General features: G+C 73.0%; 18 protein-coding genes and 1 pseudogene. 12 read left to right on the top strand and 7 right to left on the bottom strand.

Going from position 1 to position 17,483, the window contains the following annotated elements; translation table 11 throughout:
• Positions 1-32: 32 nt before the first annotated feature.
• Positions 33-818 (top strand): aspartate/glutamate racemase family protein, encoded by a 786-nt coding sequence (locus tag AB0912_RS11620; RefSeq protein WP_366698252.1) that lies wholly within the window; start codon positions 33-35, stop codon positions 816-818.
• 277 nt (positions 819-1,095) lie between these two features.
• Positions 1,096-1,641, top strand: coding sequence for a hypothetical protein (locus AB0912_RS11615; RefSeq protein ID WP_366698250.1), 546 nt, complete (start codon positions 1,096-1,098; stop codon positions 1,639-1,641).
• 49 nt (positions 1,642-1,690) lie between these two features.
• Here the strand turns inward: AB0912_RS11615 and AB0912_RS11610 are convergent, their stop codons facing one another.
• Positions 1,691-2,803, bottom strand: coding sequence for an O-antigen ligase family protein (locus AB0912_RS11610; protein WP_366698522.1), 1,113 nt, complete (start codon positions 2,801-2,803; stop codon positions 1,691-1,693).
• Between the two features lie 210 nt (positions 2,804-3,013).
• On the opposite strand from AB0912_RS11610, the gene lnt reads away from it, so the two are divergent.
• Together lnt and AB0912_RS11600 are read left to right on the top strand one after the other, a co-directional pair.
• Positions 3,014-4,627, top strand: coding sequence for an apolipoprotein N-acyltransferase (gene lnt, locus AB0912_RS11605; RefSeq protein ID WP_366698248.1), 1,614 nt, complete (start codon positions 3,014-3,016; stop codon positions 4,625-4,627).
• Positions 4,628-4,717: 90 nt separating this feature from the next.
• Positions 4,718-5,191, top strand: a complete 474-nt coding sequence (locus AB0912_RS11600) for an NUDIX domain-containing protein (RefSeq protein ID WP_366698246.1) — start codon at positions 4,718-4,720, stop codon at positions 5,189-5,191.
• Between the two features lie 194 nt (positions 5,192-5,385).
• Here AB0912_RS11600 and AB0912_RS11595 read toward each other — a convergent pair whose 3' ends face one another.
• The gene (locus AB0912_RS11595) at positions 5,386-6,498 is read right to left on the bottom strand and encodes an aminotransferase class V-fold PLP-dependent enzyme (protein ID WP_366698244.1); all 1,113 of its coding nucleotides are present in this window, start codon (positions 6,496-6,498) and stop codon (positions 5,386-5,388) included.
• A gap of 420 nt (positions 6,499-6,918) precedes the next feature.
• The gene (locus AB0912_RS11590; protein WP_366698242.1) at positions 6,919-8,631 is read right to left on the bottom strand and encodes an MFS transporter; all 1,713 of its coding nucleotides are present in this window, start codon (positions 8,629-8,631) and stop codon (positions 6,919-6,921) included.
• A gap of 281 nt (positions 8,632-8,912) precedes the next feature.
• Between AB0912_RS11590 and AB0912_RS11585 the strand changes: the two genes are divergently transcribed.
• Entirely contained in the window at positions 8,913-9,686 is a 774-nt protein-coding gene (locus AB0912_RS11585) for a TetR/AcrR family transcriptional regulator (RefSeq protein ID WP_366698240.1), read from the top strand.
• 22 nt (positions 9,687-9,708) lie between these two features.
• Here the strand turns inward: AB0912_RS11585 and AB0912_RS11580 are convergent, their stop codons facing one another.
• Both AB0912_RS11580 and AB0912_RS11575 read right to left on the bottom strand, forming a co-directional pair.
• A complete protein-coding gene (locus tag AB0912_RS11580; RefSeq protein ID WP_366698238.1) occupies positions 9,709-10,518 on the bottom strand; it encodes a TIGR03943 family protein in 810 nt (269 codons plus the stop codon).
• The gene (locus AB0912_RS11575; RefSeq protein ID WP_366698520.1) at positions 10,515-11,528 is read right to left on the bottom strand and encodes a permease; all 1,014 of its coding nucleotides are present in this window, start codon (positions 11,526-11,528) and stop codon (positions 10,515-10,517) included. Before AB0912_RS11575 ends, AB0912_RS11580 begins: the two co-directional genes overlap by 4 nt.
• 473 nt (positions 11,529-12,001) lie before the next feature.
• Between AB0912_RS11575 and AB0912_RS11570 the strand changes: the two genes are divergently transcribed.
• Positions 12,002-12,415 (top strand): SseB family protein, encoded by a 414-nt coding sequence (locus tag AB0912_RS11570; protein WP_366698236.1) that lies wholly within the window; start codon positions 12,002-12,004, stop codon positions 12,413-12,415.
• A gap of 52 nt (positions 12,416-12,467) precedes the next feature.
• Here AB0912_RS11570 and AB0912_RS11565 read toward each other — a convergent pair whose 3' ends face one another.
• Together AB0912_RS11565 and AB0912_RS11560 are read right to left on the bottom strand one after the other, a co-directional pair.
• Positions 12,468-12,860 (bottom strand): MarR family transcriptional regulator, encoded by a 393-nt coding sequence (locus tag AB0912_RS11565; protein ID WP_366698234.1) that lies wholly within the window; start codon positions 12,858-12,860, stop codon positions 12,468-12,470.
• Between the two features lie 169 nt (positions 12,861-13,029).
• Complete coding sequence (locus AB0912_RS11560) at positions 13,030-13,380, bottom strand: VOC family protein (RefSeq protein WP_366698232.1); 351 nt, start codon at positions 13,378-13,380, stop codon at positions 13,030-13,032.
• Between the two features lie 348 nt (positions 13,381-13,728).
• Here AB0912_RS11560 and AB0912_RS11555 point away from each other — a divergent pair, with 348 nt between their 5' ends.
• From AB0912_RS11555 to AB0912_RS11530, 6 genes and pseudogenes are all read left to right on the top strand, one after another.
• On the top strand, positions 13,729-14,016 hold the full coding sequence (locus AB0912_RS11555; RefSeq protein ID WP_366698230.1) for a winged helix-turn-helix domain-containing protein: 288 nt from the start codon (positions 13,729-13,731) through the stop codon (positions 14,014-14,016).
• A gap of 4 nt (positions 14,017-14,020) precedes the next feature.
• Positions 14,021-15,028: an SMP-30/gluconolactonase/LRE family protein gene (locus tag AB0912_RS11550; protein ID WP_366698228.1), complete on the top strand. Its 1,008-nt coding sequence runs from the start codon at positions 14,021-14,023 to the stop codon at positions 15,026-15,028.
• A 389-nt stretch (positions 15,029-15,417) separates the two neighbouring features.
• Positions 15,418-15,894 (top strand): fluoride efflux transporter CrcB, encoded by a 477-nt coding sequence (gene crcB / locus AB0912_RS11545; protein ID WP_366698226.1) that lies wholly within the window; start codon positions 15,418-15,420, stop codon positions 15,892-15,894.
• Positions 15,891-15,980: pseudogene (locus AB0912_RS11540) on the top strand (DUF190 domain-containing protein); the annotation flags it as partial. The gene crcB (AB0912_RS11545) and the pseudogene AB0912_RS11540, both read left to right, overlap by 4 nt.
• A 118-nt stretch (positions 15,981-16,098) precedes the next feature.
• Positions 16,099-16,473: a fluoride efflux transporter CrcB gene (gene crcB, locus AB0912_RS11535; protein ID WP_366698224.1), complete on the top strand. Its 375-nt coding sequence runs from the start codon at positions 16,099-16,101 to the stop codon at positions 16,471-16,473.
• An 83-nt stretch (positions 16,474-16,556) separates the two neighbouring features.
• Positions 16,557-17,393: an undecaprenyl-diphosphate phosphatase gene (locus AB0912_RS11530; RefSeq protein WP_366698222.1), complete on the top strand. Its 837-nt coding sequence runs from the start codon at positions 16,557-16,559 to the stop codon at positions 17,391-17,393.
• Positions 17,394-17,483 lie beyond the last annotated feature (90 nt).

Genomic DNA, 17,483 nt, shown 5'->3' with positions numbered 1-17,483 from the left:
GGCCGCCGGGGCGGATCGTCTATGGTGACCGGGTGAAGATCGCGCTCATGGACTCCGGAATCGGACTGCTCGCCGCCGCCGCCGCGGTGCGCCGACTGCGGCCGGACGCCGATCTCGTCCTCTCCTCGGACCCCGGCAGCATGCCGTGGGGACCCCGTACCCCGGAGGACGTCACCGCGCGCGCCCTGGCCGTCGCCGAGGCCGCCGCCCTGCACCGGCCCGACGCCCTGATCGTCGCCTGCAACACCGCCTCCGTCCGCGCCCTGACCGCCCTGCGCGCCCGGCTGGAGCCGGAAGTGCCCGTCATCGGCACCGTGCCGGCGATCAAGCCGGCCGCCGCGGGCGGCGGACCCGTGGCGATCTGGGCCACGCCCCTCACCACCGGAAGCCCCTACCAGCGCGGACTCATCGAGGAGTTCGCCGGGGACGTGGAGGTCACCGAGGTCGCCTGCCCCGGACTGGCCGACGCGGTGGAGCACGCCGACGAGGCCGCCATCGACGCCGCGATCGAAGCCGCCGCCGCGCACACCCCCGACAACGTAAGGGCCGTCGTCCTGGGCTGCACCCATTACGAGCTGGTCGCCGAGCGCATCCGCGCGGCCGTGCAGCGCCCGGACCTCCCGCCGCTCGTCCTGCACGGCTCGGCCGGCGCGGTCGCCGCGCAGGCGCTGCGCCGGATCGGCGCGCGGCCCGATCCCACCGCCCCCGCCGACTCCACGGTCACCGTGCTCCTCGCCGGCCAGGAGGCCGCCCTGCCCGCGCCCGCCCTCACCTACGAGGAAGGCCGCACCCTGGCAGCCACCAGCCCGGCACGCTGAGTTTCCTACCGGGCACTTCCGCGTCAGGGGGACGGCACCGCCGGGGGACCAGTTCCGCCTGCCGAGCGGTCATCCGCGTCGCGGTGGACCCACGTACGGCTATGCGGGAAGCCTGATGGTCAGTCATCCCGTACACCCCTCGCGTACGGCGTGGCACCGTCGGTGTCGGTACGCGCTGTCACCATCGCGGCGCCCTCGACGGGTGGGTCCCCCGGGCGGGGGAGTCACGCTCCGCGACTCGGTGCCCGCTCAGCGGAACCTGAGTACTCTCATAGGTATGAGGGACCACCCCCGCGGCGAAACCATCCCGCAGCCGGAGCTCTGGACCGGCCGCGCCAGGAACCGCGTCCAGTGGTTGCCCGCCCTCGGCGGCGCGGCCTGTCTGGCACTCGGAATCGAGCTGGCCGTCGACGCCGGCGCCACCTCCGGCACGGCCCCGCTGATCATGTCCGTGGTCGGCTGTATCGCCGCCGGACTGCTCATCCTCTTCGGCACGCTCGCGTTCGTGCACGTCGCCGTGAAGGTGGACAAGGACTGCCTGGAGGTGCGGTGCGGCCACATAGGGCTGCCGCGTCGCCGCATCCCCCTGTCGAGCGTCGTGGGCGCCGACTTCGCCCCGCAGGTCACCCCGCGCCAGTGGGGCGGCTGGGGCTACCGATGGCGGCCCGAGCAGGGCACCGCCGTCATCGTCCGCCGAGGGGAGGGCGTCGTGCTGCGGCTGGGCGACGGCCACACCTTCACCATCACCGTGGACAACGCCGAGGCCGCGGTCAGGATCATCCGCGACCACCTGCGGCCCAGCACGCCGGGCGCACTGCGCTGATCTCCGAGGCGGCGGACTCGGGGGCGCGCCGCGGTCACGTCCTGGGCGCTCAGGGCGTCAATTCGTCCGGCGGTCGTGGGAGTCCCATCGCCGCGTGCTCCGGTTCCTCCGCGTTCAGGGGGCGTGCCGTCGCGAGGCCCGCCAGCAGCCCCGCACCCGCCGTCACCGTCATGAAGCTCAGCGCGTTCCCGATCGACGCGATGACCGCCAGGGCCGTGAGCGCCGCCCCCGTCGTCAGCGCGACCGGTGTGGAACGCGGGCTGCGCGACAGGGCGTACAGCATCCAGCAGAAGGCCGCTGCCAGCAGGAGCGCGCCGATCACCCCCTGCTCGGCGGCCTGCTGAAGAGGCGCCGAGTGGGGTTTGCCGTCCGGCAGCAGGGACTGGGCGACGGTCGGACTCAGCTCGCCGTACCGTCCGGGCCCGACGCCCAGCAGGGGATCGGCGCGGACCATCCGCAGCGCGTCGTGCCAGAGCAGGATCCGGTGCCGGGTGAGCTGGCCCTCCAGGGAGGCCGTCGGGCCCTCGGGCAGCGCGTCCTCGCCGATCGCCCAGGCGCCCCCGGCCACCAGCACCGCCGTCACCGCGAAGCCCGCGAGCCCCAGGGCGCGGCGGCGCACCCGCGCGGCGGCGAGCGAGCACAACAGGACCCCGGCGCAGGCGACGAGACCGGTGATCGAGCCGAGGACCGCCGCCGTCACCGCGATCACCACGGCCAGCAGCCGCAGCGCGAGCCGCAGGGCGGGCGTCCGGGCCGCCCAGGCGGCACAGCACGCGGCACCGGCCGAGAGGGCCAGCAGCGCGGCGGTCGCCCCGGTGTGACCGAGTTGCAGGCTGATCTGCGGGCCCGGCGTGGCGACGGCGAGACCGAGACCGGTCAGCGCCCCGGCGCAGGGCGCGGCGACCGGCAGGAGCACGCCGAGAATCCGTCCCGAGGCGTAGCCCGCGGCCACGGCGAGCACCGCCAGCAGCACACCCTCCGGGCGTCCGTCGTGCGTGCCCGCCGTGATCAGCGACCACACGGCACACGCCGCCAGCACGGCGATCCCCGCCGCGTCCGACGCGCTGCGTCTTTCGCCCGTGGCCGAGGCGTCCGCTGCGGACACCGTCCCCGTGGAACCCACCCCGTCGCCCCCCCGACCTCGCCGCACCCCGGGCGCCATCACCGTTGACAGCCGCACGTCAGAGGCTCGGGCACACCGTAACGGGTGATGTGCCGCTTTGGGGAGCAGTTGTGCAGGAACGTTGCTGCGGTGGGCTGTGCGACCGCCCGGAAGCCGCTGTCCCGTCCCTGTGCGCCGACGGCTGTCCGGCGCCTGGACGCCGACCGGCCGAGCTGTCGGCCCGCAGGTCAGCCGCCGTACACTCCCCGAGTGACCGCCACCGCAACCACCGTAGACGAGCCGGAACAGCTCGAACCCCAGGCAGCGCCCGCCTCGCGCGGGGCCGCTCTGGTCCGCCGTCTCGCCCCGGCCGCCGCAGCGGCGCTCTCCGGCGTGCTGCTCTACGTCAGTTTCCCGCCACGAACCCTGTGGTGGCTGGCGCTGCCCGCCTTCGCGGTGTTCGGCTGGACCCTGCGCGGCCGCTCCTGGAAGGCCGGTCTCGGCCTCGGCTACCTGTTCGGCCTCGGTTTCCTGCTGCCCCTGCTGGTGTGGACCGGCGTCGAGGTCGGCCCCGGGCCGTGGATCGCGCTCGTCGTGGTGGAAGCGGTCTACGTCGCGCTCGTCGGCGCCGGGATCACCCTGGTCTCCCGGCTGCCCGGCGGGCCTCTGTGGGCGGCGGCCCTGTGGATCGCCGGCGAGGCCGCACGCGCGCGTGCCCCCTTCGGCGGCTTCCCCTGGGGGAAGATCGCGTTCGGCCAGGCCGACGGCGTCTTCTTGCCGCTCGCCGCGCTCGGCGGCACCCCGGTGGTCGGCTTCGCGGTCGTGCTCTGCGGATTCGGGCTCTACGAAGTCGTCCGCCTGGCCCTCGACGCCCGCCGCACCGGCGTCCCGCGGCGCGGCGCGGCTCTCGCGGCCCTGCTCGCCGTCGCCGTTCCCGTCGTCGGCGCACTGGCCGCACGCGCGCTGGTCAGCGACAAGGCGGAGGACGGCACGGCCACCGTCGCCGTCATCCAGGGCAACGTGCCGCGCGCGGGACTCGACTTCAACTCCCAGCGCCGCGCCGTCCTCGACTACCACGTCAAGGAGACCGAACGCCTCGCCGCCGAGGTCGAGGCCGGCAAGGCCGCCCGGCCCCAGCTCGTCCTGTGGCCCGAGAACTCCTCCGACATCGACCCCTTCGCCAACGCCGACGCCCGCGCCGTGATCGACCAGGCCGCCCGCGCCATCGGCGCCCCCATCTCGGTCGGCGGGGTCGTCGAACGGAACGGCAAGCTCTACAACGAGCAGATCCTCTGGGACCCCGCCAAGGGCCCGGTGGACACGTACGACAAGCGGCAGATCCAGCCGTTCGGCGAGTACCTGCCGATGCGCTCGCTGCTCGGCGCCGTCAACAAGGACTGGACGACCATGGTCCGCCAGGACTTCAGCCGCGGCGACAAGCCCGGCGTCTTCACCATGAACGGCACCCGCGTCGGCCTGGTCACCTGCTACGAGGCGGCCTTCGACTGGGCGGTGCGCAGTACCGTCACCGACGGCGCGCAGATCATCTCGGTGCCCAGCAACAACGCCACCTTCGACCGCAGCGAGATGACCTACCAGCAACTCGCGATGTCCCGCGTCCGCGCCGTCGAGCACAGCCGCACCGTCACCGTGCCCGTCACGAGCGGTGTCAGCGCCGTGATCATGCCGGACGGGCGGATCACCGAGAAGACCGGCATGTTCGTCGCCGACTCGCTCGTCCAGAAGGTGCCGCTGCGCTCCTCCGAGACCCCGGCCACCAAGCTCGGGATCATCCCGGAGCTGCTCCTCGTGCTCGTCGCCGCCGGCGGTCTCGGCTGGGGCGCGGCGACGGCTGTGCGCGCCCGGCGGAACAGCGCCGCCTAGGCCGGCACCGGCTTGGCTTGGCACCGGCTGGCACTGCGGTGACGCCGGGTGGCGCCGGGGCACGGTGGGCGCACGGTTAGGGTCGGGAGCATGGCTACTCCCGACTTCATCCTCGCGATCAGGGCCTCTGCGGGCCACCAGCTCCTCTGGCTCCCCGGCGTCAGCGCCGTGGTCTTCGACGACGAGGGCCGCGTGCTCCTCGGGCAGCGTTCCGACAACGGCAAGTGGGCGCTCGTCTCGGGCATCCCCGAGCCCGGCGAGCAGCCCGCCGCGTGCGCCGTGCGCGAGGTGTACGAGGAGACCGCCGTGCGGATCGAGGTCGAGCGGGTCGTCATGGTCCAGGCCGGTGAGCGGGTGACCTTCGACAACGGCGACGTCTGCCAGTTCATGGACACCACGCTCCGCTGCCGCGCCGTCGGCGGCGAGGCCCGGGTCAACGACGACGAGTCCCTTCAGGTCGGCTGGTTCGCCGTGGACGCGCTGCCGGAGCTGAGCGAGCACGCCCTCTTCCGGATCAAGCGGGCCCTCCTTGACGAACCGACCTGGTTCGAGCCGGCCGGCTGAGCGGGCTGAGGGCGTCCGCGGTCGAGCCGGTGGGACTTACGTGGTCGAGCCGGTTGAGCTGCCCCGCCGTCGCCGGGGTGGTCGAGAAGACGTAGACCGAGCTGTGACGGTCGAGAAGACGTAGACCGACCCTCACGAACCCGCCCTTGCGGTCGCCGTCGGCGTCGGCGGGCACCCCGGCCGGGCTCCCGTCGTCAGCTCCGCAGCGACGCCAGCGCCGTGGCCACCCTCGCGCAGGCCTCCGGAGGTGTCGAGGCATGCGGGGAGAACCGGAGCGAGTCGGCGCGCACGGTCGGGGTGACGCCCTCGGCGTGCAGTGCCTTGGCGACGACGGACGGATCGTGGTCCGGCATCGCGAAGGAGAGGACCCCCGCACGCCGTGCCGGGTCGGCGGGGGAGAGGACACGGCCACCGTGCTCCTGCACGACCTCGGCCAACTCGGCGACCCGTACGGCGATCGCCGACTCGATCGCCTCGACCGTGTACCGCTCGACCAGTCCGAGAGCGGTGGCGAACGCGGCGGCCGTCACGGGGCTGAGGTTGGTGATCGACCACCGGCGCGCGTCCATGGCGGGCATGTGCTCGGTCCCGTCGAAGACACCGACGTCCTCGACACCCGTCCAGCCGGTCAGGACCGGTTCCAGCGACTCCAGGGCCCGGTCGGACAGCGCCGCGAAGCCGGTGGCCCAACCCGCGCGCAGCCACTTCTGGCCGCCCGCGACCACGACGTCGGCCGCCTCCCACGCCATCCGCGCCACCCCGAACGCCTGGATGGCGTCCACGATCAGCAGCCGGTCCGGTCCGATCGCCTCGCGCAGCGCCCCGAGGTCCGTACGGAAGCCGGTCCGGAAGTCGACGGCGCTGACGGACACGCCGACGACGTCGTCGGTCAGGGCCGCGCGGACCAGCTCGGGGGTGACGCCGCCGCCGGGCGCGGGATCGAGCCAGCGTGGCGTGGCCCGGCCCAGGTCGGCGCTGCGCCGCCACGGGTAGTGGTTGGCGGGGAAGTCGGTGCGGGGCGCGAGGACCACGCCCTCACGGATGCCGAGCGCGGCGTGGAACAGTCCGGTGGACGCGTTCGGGAGCAGCACGGTGTGCCTGCCGTCGGTGCCGGCGAGGCGGGCGGCCGTGTCCCTGGCGACCTCCTCGGCGCGCATCAGGCCGTCCACGGTGGTGTGGTCGGCGCCGGCGGACTCCTCCATGGCCCGGGCGGTCGCTGCCACGACGTCCCGCGACGGCGGACCGAACCGCGCGAAGTCGAGATACCCGGCAGGCGTGTCGAAGTGGCCTGCGTACGACGTGAGCATGGGGCTCGTCCTTCCGGGAGGTGCGGGAGGTGCGGGAGGTTCAGGAGGTACGGGAGGTTAGCTAGCGCGTGGCAGCGGGCCGGCGTGGTACGGGTCGGGGGGTACGAGTCGGGGGGCGACGCCGAAAGCCCGGGGCCGGCGGTGCTGTGCCGTCCGGTGCCGCGCGACGGGCGTACGGTGCCCCGCCTCCCCGACGCCGACCGCACGATCCAGCCTGCTCGCACGGTACGCGCCGCGCCTCGCGTCCACCTGACCGGGGTGAACGACCGTCCGCCGACCCGGCGCGCGGGCCTGCGGCCGGCTCCCGGAGTCGTAGCCACTCGCCTTACGCAGCGTCCTCCGTCCCTCGGCTCCCTTCCGGCCCCTTCCGGCCCCGTCCGGCCCCGCCCAACGCAAGCGGAGCCGCCCGGGCCCTCGGACTCAGTGCCCCTCCGACCCCTCGGGGCGCGCGTGGCGCGGCAGGAGGAACGCGAGCAGGAACGTCAGCGCGAGCAGTCCGTCGACGATCCAGAGCACCGTCTGCATGACGGAGCCGAAGCCGCTGCGGAAGGCCGAGGTCGCGGTGGCCTCCAGCGCGGCGGGTACTCGGGCGCCCGCCTCGGACGTGGTCACCGCGGACCGGGTGTCCTTCTCCAGGAGCGCGCAGGACGCCGGGGTCGCGGCGGGGTCCTTCGCGGTGGCGCGGTCCGCGGCGCACCGGCGCAGGTCGGCCACCATGCGGTCCTGCGCCGCCGGGGCTACCTGCGCCGCGGTCAGCCGGCCGCGCAGGTCGTCCGAGCGGTGGTCGACCGCGGTGGCGATGCCGCCGCCGAGCAGACCGAAGAACACGGTGCCGAGCAGGGCCACGCCGAAGGCGCCGCCGAGCTGCTGCACCGCCGTCATCGTGCCGGACGCCGAACCCGTCTCGTGCTGCTCGACGCTGGCGAGGACGATGTCGAAGAACGGCGCCATGAGCAGGCCCATCCCGATGCCGGTGACGAGCAGGGACGGCAGGAGCTGCCAGGGGCCGACGCCGGAGCCGGCCTGGTCGAGGGTCAGCCAGATGCCGAACACGCCGAGCGCCATGACCAGCGCGCCCGCCTGGAGCACGGCGCGGCCGAAGCGGACGACCGCCTGGGCGAGCCCGAAGCCGACGATCATGCCGCCCGACCAGGGCACCATCACCAGGCCTGCCTTGAGCGGCGAGTAGCCGAGGCCGATCTGCGTGTAGAGGTTGAAGACCAGCATGAAGCCCTGCATGGTCGAGAAGAAGACCAGCCCGAGGATCATGCCGCCGCTGAAGCCGCGCTTGCGGAAGAGGCTCGGGACGACGAGCGGGTCCTGGCCCTTGCCGCTGCGGTACGACTCGTACCGGGCGAAGACGGCGAAGACGGCTATCGAGGCGGCCATCATCACGAACGTCCACACGGGCCAGTCGTACTCACGGCCCTGGACCAGCGGGAAGATGATGAGCAGGGCGGCCAGCGAGACCAGGAGCATGCCGGGGATGTCGAGACGCGGCTTGGTCGCGGAGCGGCCCTTCGGCAGGTAGCGCAGGGCGCCGAGGATCGCGGCGGCGCCGAGCGGCAGGTTGATCAGGAAGATCATGCGCCAGCCGGTGCCGAAGTAGTCGGCGTCCACGAGCCAGCCCGCCAGGATCGGCCCGCACACCGCGGACAGCCCCATGACCGGCCCGAACATGCCGAACGCCTTCTGCGACTCCTTCGGCGGGAACATCTCCTTGATCATGCCGAGGCCCTGCGGCAGCATCACCGCGCCGAACAGGCCCTGCACGACCCGCGCGCCGATCAGCAGCGCCGGCGACACGGCGATCGCGCAGAGCAGCGAACCCACCGTGAAGCCCGCGGCGCCCACCAGGAACATCCGGCGCCGCCCGTGGATGTCGCCGAGCCGTCCGCCGGTGACCAGCCCGACGGCCATCGACAGGGTGTACGCGGCGGCCAGCCACTGGAGCGTGGAGGCGCCGCCCCCGAGGTCGGCCCGCATGGAGGGACCGGCGATGTTCGTGACGACGGCGTCGAGGAGGTCCATCACCTCGGCCGCGAGGATCACGAAGAGGGCTGCCCAGCGCCACCGGTAGGGCGCTGGAGAGTCGATGGGCGTCTCGGCGGACGCGACACCGGTGGTGGACATCGGAACTCCTAGGAAGGTGGCCGCCCGTGGCGACGGTCCACGGGGGCGATGCGATGAGGCGGATCGACGACGACGAATGCCCGGCTCCCCGACGGGCGCGGAGAAAGGCGGCCGACACCGGAGAACACTGTTCACCGTAGCAGAACAGTGCTCACCGAGAGAACGGCGTTCATCAAGATATAGCGCAACCGGACGTGCGACACAAGATATATCGCGTATCTCCGGGTGAACGCTGCTCACCCGGAGAGAACACCGCTCTCTGCCCGTCCTAGACTGTCCTCATGAGTGACGCGGCCGCCGGCACCCCCGCACAGCCCCCGCCGTCCCCCTGGGAGCGCGAGCGCCCTGCCCGTCCCCGCGCCACCCCCGCCCGCACCCCGCTGTCCCGCGAACGCGTCGTGGAAGCCGCCTTCACCGTGCTGGACGCCCACGGCCTCGACGGGATGTCGATGCGTCAGGTCGCGGCCGCACTCGGGGTCACGGTCTCCGCCCTCTACGCCCACGTGAGTTCCAAGGAAGATCTCCTGGAACTCATGTACACCCGGCTCTTCGACGACTTCGATCCGCCCGCGGCCGACCCGGAGCGCTGGCAGGAGGAGGTGCGGGACTACGCCCGCGAGGCGCGGCACCGCCTCCTGTCGCACCGGGACATGGCCAGGATCTCGATGGCCCACGTCCCCTTCACCGCCGAACTGCTGCCGCACGTGGAGGGGTTGCTCGCCGTCTTCCGCACCGCCGGACTGCCCGACCGTATCGCGGCGGAGGCGGGTGACCTCATTTCCACCTACATCGACGGGTTCGTGCTGGAGGAGGGGATGTGGCTGGACCGGGCCGAGCGGCAGAACGCCGACGCCTCAACGCCCGCCCGCCCCGACTGGCGCGAGATGGCCGACGAGATGCAGAACTACTTCGCCTCCCTGCCGGCCGCCGACTTCCCCCATCTCCGCGCCCTGGCCGGGGTGATGGTGACGGACTCCTCCGACGAGCGTTTCGACATCGGCGTGGAGATCATCCTGCGCGGCCTCGCGAGCTATCTGCCGGACACGGCCGGCTGAGCCGACAGGCGGCGGGGCGCGCTCAGTTGTTCCAGCTCTCGTCGTACGGATCGCGCGGGGCCGGGACCGGTCGCGCGGAGCCGACCTCGAAGAACGGGATGACTCCGCCGTTTACGGGGTCCTTCGTCCGCCGGCCGCTGTAGGTGCCCGTCACCTCCAGCCAGGTGTCCGGCTGGAGCACCGGGGGGATGCTCCCGGTCAGCCCGATCTTGACCGGCTGGGCGTCGGCGGCACAGCAGTTGAGGGCCATGCGGACGAGATACGGGGTGCCGGCGCGGTCGAGGGCGACGAACCCGGTGATCCTGATCCGCCGGTCGCCGAGCGTCCGCCCGCGCCCGTACGCGGCCCGGCCGGCGTAGTCGACCAGTCCGAGCCGGACGGGGTCCCCCTTGGGCAGCGCGGGATAGCCGAAGGGCGCCTGCAACGCCGTACCCGTACGCATCGCGCTGTACGAGCCGAGCGCGGGCGGGGCGACCAGGATGAGCGCCAGCAGGGGCAGCACCAGGAGCCAGGAGACGCCCGGGTCGCGATGCGGGTGCCCGTCGCCGTGGCCCCCCTTGTCGTTCCAGTCGTTCCCGTTGTTCCCTTCGTTCTCGTCGTGCTCGTCCTTGCCCTCGTTCCCGTCGGCGTCGGGGCCCGCTGGAACGGTCCTGCGTTCGCGTATCTCGTACCAGACCGTGGCGAGCGCCGTCGCGATCAGCACCACGCCGGCCGCGAGGAGCAGGGGCCGCAACCCCGCCTTGACGTACCGGAGATAGAGATCGGTCGTGCCGGCGTGCAGCACCGCCGCGCCGAGCAGGAAGAGCACCGCCGCCTGTGCCTGCCGGTTCACCGCGGCACCGCCCCGACCAGGACGGACACCAGGACCGCGAGGGCGAAGGTGGTCGGCGCGAACCGGGTCGCGAAGCCGCGTCCGAAGGTACCGACCTGCATCGCGAACAGTTTCAGGTCGATCATCGGTCCGACCACGAGGAACGCCAGCTTGGCGGTGAACGAGAACTGGGTCAGCGAGGCGACCACGAAGGCGTCGGCCTCCGAGCAGATCGACAGGAGGACGGCCAGCACCGCGAGGGCGAGGACCGACAGCACCGGGTTGCCCGCCGCCGCGTGCAGCCAGCTCGCCGGCACGACGGACTTGAGCGTCGCGGCGGCCATCGCGCCGAGCACCAGGAAACCGCCCGCGTGCATCACGTCGTGCCGCACCGATCCCCAGAACGCGGCCCCCCTGCCCAGCCCTTCGTGCGCCGGCCGGTCCGGCGGGCGCAGCCAGTCGGCACGGCCGAGCCGCTGCCACAGCCAGCCCATCACACAGGCCACGAGCAGGCTGGCCACGAAGCGGGCGAGGACCATCTCCGGGTCGCGCGGGAAGGCGACGGCGGTGGCCGTCAGCACGATCGGGTTGATCGCGGGCGCGGACAGCAGGAACGCGAGAGCCGCCGCCGGGGTGACCCCGCGCCGCACCAGCGCCCCGGCGACCGGCACGGACGCGCACTCGCAGCCCGGCAGCACCGCCCCCGCCATCCCGGCGACCGGCACCGCGAGAGCGGGTCGTTTCGGCAGCGCCCGGGCGAAGAAGGACGGCGGCACGAACACGGCGATCGCCGCCGACAACAGGACGCCCAGTACGAGGAAGGGGAGCGCCTGGACGACCACGGCGACGAACACCGTCATCCAGCTCTGCATGACCGGTGCCGACAGCGCCCGCCGGACCGGCCCCTGCGCCGCGACGACCACCAGCAGGAACATCGTCAGAGCCAGCGGGGAACTGACATGCCGGCCCTGCCGGGGCCGCCGCTCCTCGTCGCCGTGCGGATGGACCGGCGGCGGGGCCGGTCTGGTCATGGTCACGCGTGCGCTACCTCCGGTCGGGAGGGGCACGCCGGCTGCCTCGCCCCTCCCCGGTGCATACGTCGGCACGGCCCGGGCGTCTCACCGGAACGGCCGTCCTTGGCCCGCGCCAGGAGAAGTCTTGACCTCCGCGTGAGGCGCGAGGCGCGCCACGTGAGGTGTCCGGTGAGGCACGGGAATCCGGGTTGGGAGGAGCGCGGCGCGGTCGGCATGATCGGGGCGCCCGATTCCGGATGCGGCACCGCACCGATGAGACGCGGGACCGCAACGATGGCCGCCACGATGAGACGCGTGGCCGTCGCGATGAGATGCGGCACCGCCACGATGAGACGCGTGGCCGCCACGACGAGATGCGGGACCGCCGGGATGAATGGCGTGGTGTGCGATGGGTACGCGACGGTCGTTGCACCCGGGAAGACCGCGACCCCCCGGGTGGCCATCCACCGACCACGACCGAGGGATCTGCCATGGACACCCCCCAGAACAACCACCACCCCACCCCGGCCGAGACGACGCCCGCGCAGGAGGCGCTGAACACCCTCGCCGAGAACACCCAGGACACCGCCGCGCTGGACACGCTCGCCGGCAGCGACGTACTGGTCCCCGTGCCGGACGACGTCTCGGACGCGGACGTCGCCGACCCCACCGCCGTCGCGCTGCCTGTCCTGGACCAGCCGGGCGGCGAACAGGTGGTTCCGGTGTTCACCTCCGAGCTGGAGATGGCCGAGCTGCTTCCGTCGGTCTCCCGCTACCGCCTCGTACCGCTCGGCGCGCTCGCCTCCCAGTGGCCGGCGGGCGATCTGGCCCTGACGATCGACGCCAGTTCGCCGCACGGGCTGACCCTCAGCTCGGAGGGCGTCCGCACGCTGCTCGCCCGGTGAACGGCTGAACGCCGGAACCGGAGTTCACCCCGCCCGGGCGGGGTGAGGAAGGTCAGCGGGGGAGCATACGGGCGAGCACGGACCGCTGGAGCGGCAGCACCTCGGCGTGCAGCGCCCGGCCCTTCGCGGTGAGGGCGACCCACACGCCGCGGCGGTCCTCCTCGCACATGGTCCGCTCGACCAGGCCGTCCTTCTCCAGGCGGCCGATGAGCCGGGACAGCGCGCTCTGGCTCAGATGGACCCCGCCCGCGATGTTCTGCACCCGGCACTGCTCGCCGGGCTCCGAGACGGCGCCCGACGCGAGGATGTCCAGGACCTCGAAGTCACTGGCCCCGAGTCCGTGCGGATGCAGCGCGCGGTCGATCTCGCACATCGTGCGGGCGTGCACCGAGAGGATGTCCCGCCACTGGTCCTCCAGCCGGGCACCGGGCGTCTGCGTTGCCATAACCGCATGGTAACCGAGATCGGTCGATTCATTGACTGTGCAACTAGTGCACCCGCATCCGCTTTCGCCTCCGTGTGCCGCCGTCGCCTGGCGGCCGTCTCCGGTCGGCCGCGGGCCCGGGTTCGGGTTCAGTCCCCGAAAACCCGGGCCCGCGCGGCTGTGGCCGTGACTACGCGGCGGTGTCCTGGATCAGCCCTACCTGGTTGCCGTCCGTGTCCTTGACCGACGCGATGAGCCGGCCGCCGCCCACCTCCTGGACGTCCTGGAGCGTCTCGGCGCCGGCCGCGAGCAGCGCCGACAGCGTCGCCTTGATGTCGTCCACGTGCCAGTACGGCACCGGTCCGGTCAGCCCCTTGGAGTGGCCGCTCGGGTCCAGGCCGACGTCCTGGCCCGCGTCCTTGAACCCGACGTAGTACGGCTCGTCCACGTACGGTTCCACCCCGAGCAGCGCGGTGAACAGCGCCTTCGCCTTCGCGATGTCCTTGACGGGGTAGATGACGGTCTTCAGTCCGGCGGTCATGGGGAGTCCTCCGTGGTGCGTGGCGGCCGGTGCGGCCGGCTCTCGTCCCGTCGGCCGTTCGCGACGGTCCGCCGGCTGTTCCGGCGGTGCTTTCACGCTAGGCGGGGGGAGTGGCCGGTGGCTTCTCGAATCCTGACCGGTACCGCCGACCGGTAGCGCTGGTAGCGCCGACCGGTACTTCCCGCAGGTGCCGCCCGACCGGGAGAGTCGGCCGCGAAAGCGGGCCGGTGCGGCGGGGCTCCGCCCGGTCCGGCGCCGAACGGGTCCGGCCATGCTCGCCGAACGCCCTGCGGGCCGCTCCGCGCTGCGGGAGAGTGGCCGCAGACCGCCACGACGGAGGGGGACGAGATGCTGAGGGTTCCCGGCAACGGGCGCCGGCTGGACATCCTGGAGTGGCTGCGCGACCCCGCGGCACACTTCCCCCGGCAGCGCCACGGCGACCTGGTCGAGGACGGCGTCACTCCCGAGTCCCTCGCCCACAAGCTGGGCGTGAGCCGGGCCGTGGCCCGCACCCACCTCGACCTGCTCACCGGAGTCGGTCTGCTGCGCGTCAAGAAGGTCAGGCGGCGGACCTACTACCACCGGGACGAGTACCGCGTCGCCGAGGTCGGCCACTACTTCGGGAAGGGCTGGTAGGCCCGTGGCGGGCAGCCGCGCCGGCCGGCGCGGGGCCCGGTCCCCGGCCGCCTCGCATCCCACCGCCCTCGTGCCCCGGCGCCTCCTGTCCCTCGGCGGGCGCGGCCCCGAGGACGTGGTGGCCGACCACCGGGGCGGCGTACTGACCGGCCTGGAGGACGGCCGTATCCTCCGCGTGGACCGGCCCGGCGATCCCGACCACACCTCCGTACGCGTACTCGCCGAGACCGGCGGCAGGCCGCTGGGCCTCGAACTCCTCCCGGACAACGCCCTGTTGGTGTGCGACGCCGAGCGCGGCCTGCTGCGCGTCGGGCTGGACGACGGGGTGGTCCGCGTGCTCGCCGACACCATCGCCGGAGAGCCACTGCGCTTCTGCAGCAACGTCGTCGCCCTCGCCGACGGCACCGTCTGCTTCACCGTCTCCAGCCGGACCCACCCCCTCGCGCACTGGATCGGCGACCTTGTTGAGCACACCGGAACCGGCCGTCTGCTGCGCCTCGCGCCGGGCGAGACCGAGCCCGAAGTGCTCCTGGACGGGCTCCAGTTCGCCAACGGACTGGCCGTCTCCAGTGACGCGTCCTTCCTCGTCGTCGCGGAGACCGGCGCGTGCCGGCTCATCCGCTACTGGCTCACCGGACCGCGGCAGGGCGAGAACGAGGTCTTCCTCGACGACCTGCCCGGCTGGCCGGACAACCTCTGGCGCGCCCCCGACGGCCCGATCTGGGTGGCGATCGCCGCGCCCCGGGTCGCCGCCCTGGAGTTCCTGCACCGCCGAGGCCCGGCCGTGCGGCACACCGCCGCCCGGATCGCGGTCCGCGCCCCGTTCCGGCCGCCGGGCACCGCCGGCGTCCTCGCGGTGGGCGACGACGGCCGCGTCCTGCACCACCTGGAGAGCCACCGCTCCCGCCACCGCATGGTGACCAGCGCCTGCGAATCCGACGACCACCTGATCCTCGGCAGCCTCTGGGAGTCAGGCCTCGCGGTCTGCGACCTGCCCGGCCGCACGGATTGAACGACGGGTGGTCCCAGGGGCCGTGCGCCCCGACCGGCCAGGTCGGACCGCCCGGCCGGTCCGGACCGAGCGGCCTGGATGGACCCGACGGCCGCCGGTTTCCGGCGGGCCGGCGCGCACGGGCCCGGCGGTAGCCCAGTTCCCCCCCGGCCCGGCGCACAGCGGCCCGACGGGTGCCGCTCGCTGTCGTCCCGCCGGCGCGGGAGGGGGCCGGGGGTGGGCGTGCACCGGTCCGGACCGGGGCGGTACGCTTTTCAGCGGCCGCGATCTTGTGTCGCGGCGCGGCGGTGGGGCCCGCCGTACCCGAACCGCGGTACACCAGCCGCCAACGGTCCCTGCTTGCGATGCCGTGCGCCCGCACCGGCCCGGCGAGTAGGAGCACACCGAACATGACGGTCCCGCACCCCGACCCCCTCGAGCGGCCCGACAGCCCCGTACCGGCGCCCGCGGGCGGATCCTCCCCCTGGCACGGCCAGGGCTCCGTCGTCGCGGTGGTCGCCCTCGGCGGCGCCCTCGGCGCCACCGCCCGCTACGCCGCCGCGGAACTGTGGCCCGCGTCCGCCGGGACCTTCCCCTGGACCACCTTCACGGTCAACGTCGTCGGCTGCGCGGTCATCGGCGTCTTCATGGTGCTGATCACCGAGGTGTGGGCGGCCCACCGCCTGGTCCGCCCCTTCTTCGGCACCGGCGTCCTCGGCGGCTTCACCACCTTCTCGACCTACGCCGTCGACATCCAGAAACTGGTCGACACCGGACATCCCGGCGTCGGACTGGGCTATCTCGCCGCGACCCTGTGCGCGGCGCTCGCGGCGGTGTGGCTGGCCGTGACGGCGACCCGCCGCACCCTGGCACGGAGGCAGCGATGACAAGGCTCACGGGCAGCGCCCCGCGGGTGGCCATCTTCATCGGCGAGAACGACACCTGGCACCACAAGCCGCTCTACGCGGAGATCCGGTGATCCGGTACGCGGGCCGGGGCGGCACGCCCGAGCAGGATCACCCGGAGGCCCCGAGCGCCCCGGACAGCGCGGCCGGCCCGGACAGCGCGGCCGGTGAAGGTGAGAAGCGGTTGTGAACTGGCTGCTGGTGATTCTCGGCGCCGCGGTCGGCGCCCCCCTGCGCTATCTGACCGACCGGGCGATACAGGTGAGGCACGACACGGTGTTCCCCTGGGGCACCCTCGTCGTCAACGTGACGGGCTGTCTGATCCTCGGCCTGCTGACCGGCGCGGCCTCGGCGGGACACGCCTCCGGGCACCTGCAACTCCTGCTCGGCACAGGCCTGTGCGGGGCGCTGACGACGTACTCGACGTTCTCCTACGAGACGCTCAGGCTGACCGAGACCGGCGCGGGGTTCTACGCCGCCGCCAACGTGGCCGTCAGTGTGACGGCGGGCCTCGGCGCCGCGTTCGCCGGGGTCGCGTTCGCGCACGCCGTCTGGTCGTAGGTACGGTGCTGCGCCGTACGTAGGCAACACTGTCTCCCACGCCGTTCACAGCACTGTCGTCCACCTCCTCAGAACTGGATCCAATGAGCGTCATCAACGTCGGTCAGGCCGTCGTCCTCGGAGTCGTCGAGGGGGTGACCGAGTTCCTCCCCGTCTCCTCGACCGGTCACCTCAAGATCACCGAGGGGCTGATGGGAATCCCCGTCGACGACAACGCCGTCGTCGGCTTCTCCGCGGTCATCCAGGTCGGCGCGATCGCCGCCGTGCTCGTGTACTTCTTCAAGGACATCGTGCGGATCGTCTCCGCCTGGGGCCGTGGGCTGCGCGACAAGGAGCAGCGGACGAGCCACGACTACAAGTTCGCCTGGTGGGTGATCTACGCGACGATCCCGATCGTGATCGTCGGTCTCGCGGCCAAGCCGCTGATCGAGGGGCCGCTGGCCTCGCTGTGGGTGGTGGCCGCATCGCTGATCGTGGGCAGTGGTGTGATGTGGGCCGCGGACCAGATGGGCCGGCACAAGCGCGGTGAGGACGACACCTCGTTCAAGGACGCGATGCTGGTCGGCAGCTCGCAGATCCTCGCCCTGCTCTTCCCCGGCTTCTCGCGCTCCGGCGCCACCATGTCGACGGCGCTCATCCTCGACCTCGACCGGGTCGCCGCCACCCGCCTCTCCTTCTTCCTCGGCATCCCGGCGCTCACCGGCGCCGGCCTGTACGAGCTGAAGGACGCGCTCGGCACCGGTGTGGGCGCCGCTCCGCTGGCCGCCGGCACCGTCGTCTCGTTCGTGGTCGCCTACGCCTCCATCGCCTGGCTGCTGAAGTTCGTGGCCAAGCACTCGTTCAACGCCTTCGTGATCTACCGGATCGTCATCGGCGTGGCGCTCCTCGGCCTGCTGGGCGCCGGAGTCCTCGACAGCTAGGGCGTGTCGTTTGGATCAGGTGGCGCCGGAGTGCGGCGCCTTGTCGGCTGGGCCGAGCGGGGCAGGGTGCGTGCAGCTGCAAGGCGGAGG

This window comes from Streptomyces sp. NPDC007084 (assembly GCF_040703595.1).
In the GTDB taxonomy this organism is placed as follows: domain Bacteria; phylum Actinomycetota; class Actinomycetes; order Streptomycetales; family Streptomycetaceae; genus Streptomyces.
This window is presented reverse-complemented; position numbering and strand designations above follow the sequence as displayed.

What these genes read in the sequence shown, in the direction of transcription:
- AB0912_RS11615 (WP_366698250.1), top strand. Translation starts at nt 1,096, where the DNA reads ATGAGGGACCACCCCCGCGGCGAAACCATCCCGCAGCCGGAGCTCTGG.
- AB0912_RS11610 (WP_366698522.1), bottom strand. Translation starts at nt 2,803, where the DNA reads ATGGCGCCCGGGGTGCGGCGAGGTCGGGGGGGCGACGGGGTGGGTTCC.
- AB0912_RS11600 (WP_366698246.1), top strand. Translation starts at nt 4,718, where the DNA reads ATGGCTACTCCCGACTTCATCCTCGCGATCAGGGCCTCTGCGGGCCAC.
- AB0912_RS11595 (WP_366698244.1), bottom strand. Translation starts at nt 6,498, where the DNA reads ATGCTCACGTCGTACGCAGGCCACTTCGACACGCCTGCCGGGTATCTC.
- AB0912_RS11590 (WP_366698242.1), bottom strand. Translation starts at nt 8,631, where the DNA reads ATGTCCACCACCGGTGTCGCGTCCGCCGAGACGCCCATCGACTCTCCA.
- AB0912_RS11585 (WP_366698240.1), top strand. Translation starts at nt 8,913, where the DNA reads ATGAGTGACGCGGCCGCCGGCACCCCCGCACAGCCCCCGCCGTCCCCC.
- AB0912_RS11575 (WP_366698520.1), bottom strand. Translation starts at nt 11,528, where the DNA reads ATGACCAGACCGGCCCCGCCGCCGGTCCATCCGCACGGCGACGAGGAG.
- AB0912_RS11570 (WP_366698236.1), top strand. Translation starts at nt 12,002, where the DNA reads ATGGACACCCCCCAGAACAACCACCACCCCACCCCGGCCGAGACGACG.
- AB0912_RS11565 (WP_366698234.1), bottom strand. Translation starts at nt 12,860, where the DNA reads ATGGCAACGCAGACGCCCGGTGCCCGGCTGGAGGACCAGTGGCGGGAC.
- AB0912_RS11560 (WP_366698232.1), bottom strand. Translation starts at nt 13,380, where the DNA reads ATGACCGCCGGACTGAAGACCGTCATCTACCCCGTCAAGGACATCGCG.
- AB0912_RS11555 (WP_366698230.1), top strand. Translation starts at nt 13,729, where the DNA reads ATGCTGAGGGTTCCCGGCAACGGGCGCCGGCTGGACATCCTGGAGTGG.
- crcB (WP_366698226.1), top strand. Translation starts at nt 15,418, where the DNA reads ATGACGGTCCCGCACCCCGACCCCCTCGAGCGGCCCGACAGCCCCGTA.
- AB0912_RS11530 (WP_366698222.1), top strand. Translation starts at nt 16,557, where the DNA reads ATGAGCGTCATCAACGTCGGTCAGGCCGTCGTCCTCGGAGTCGTCGAG.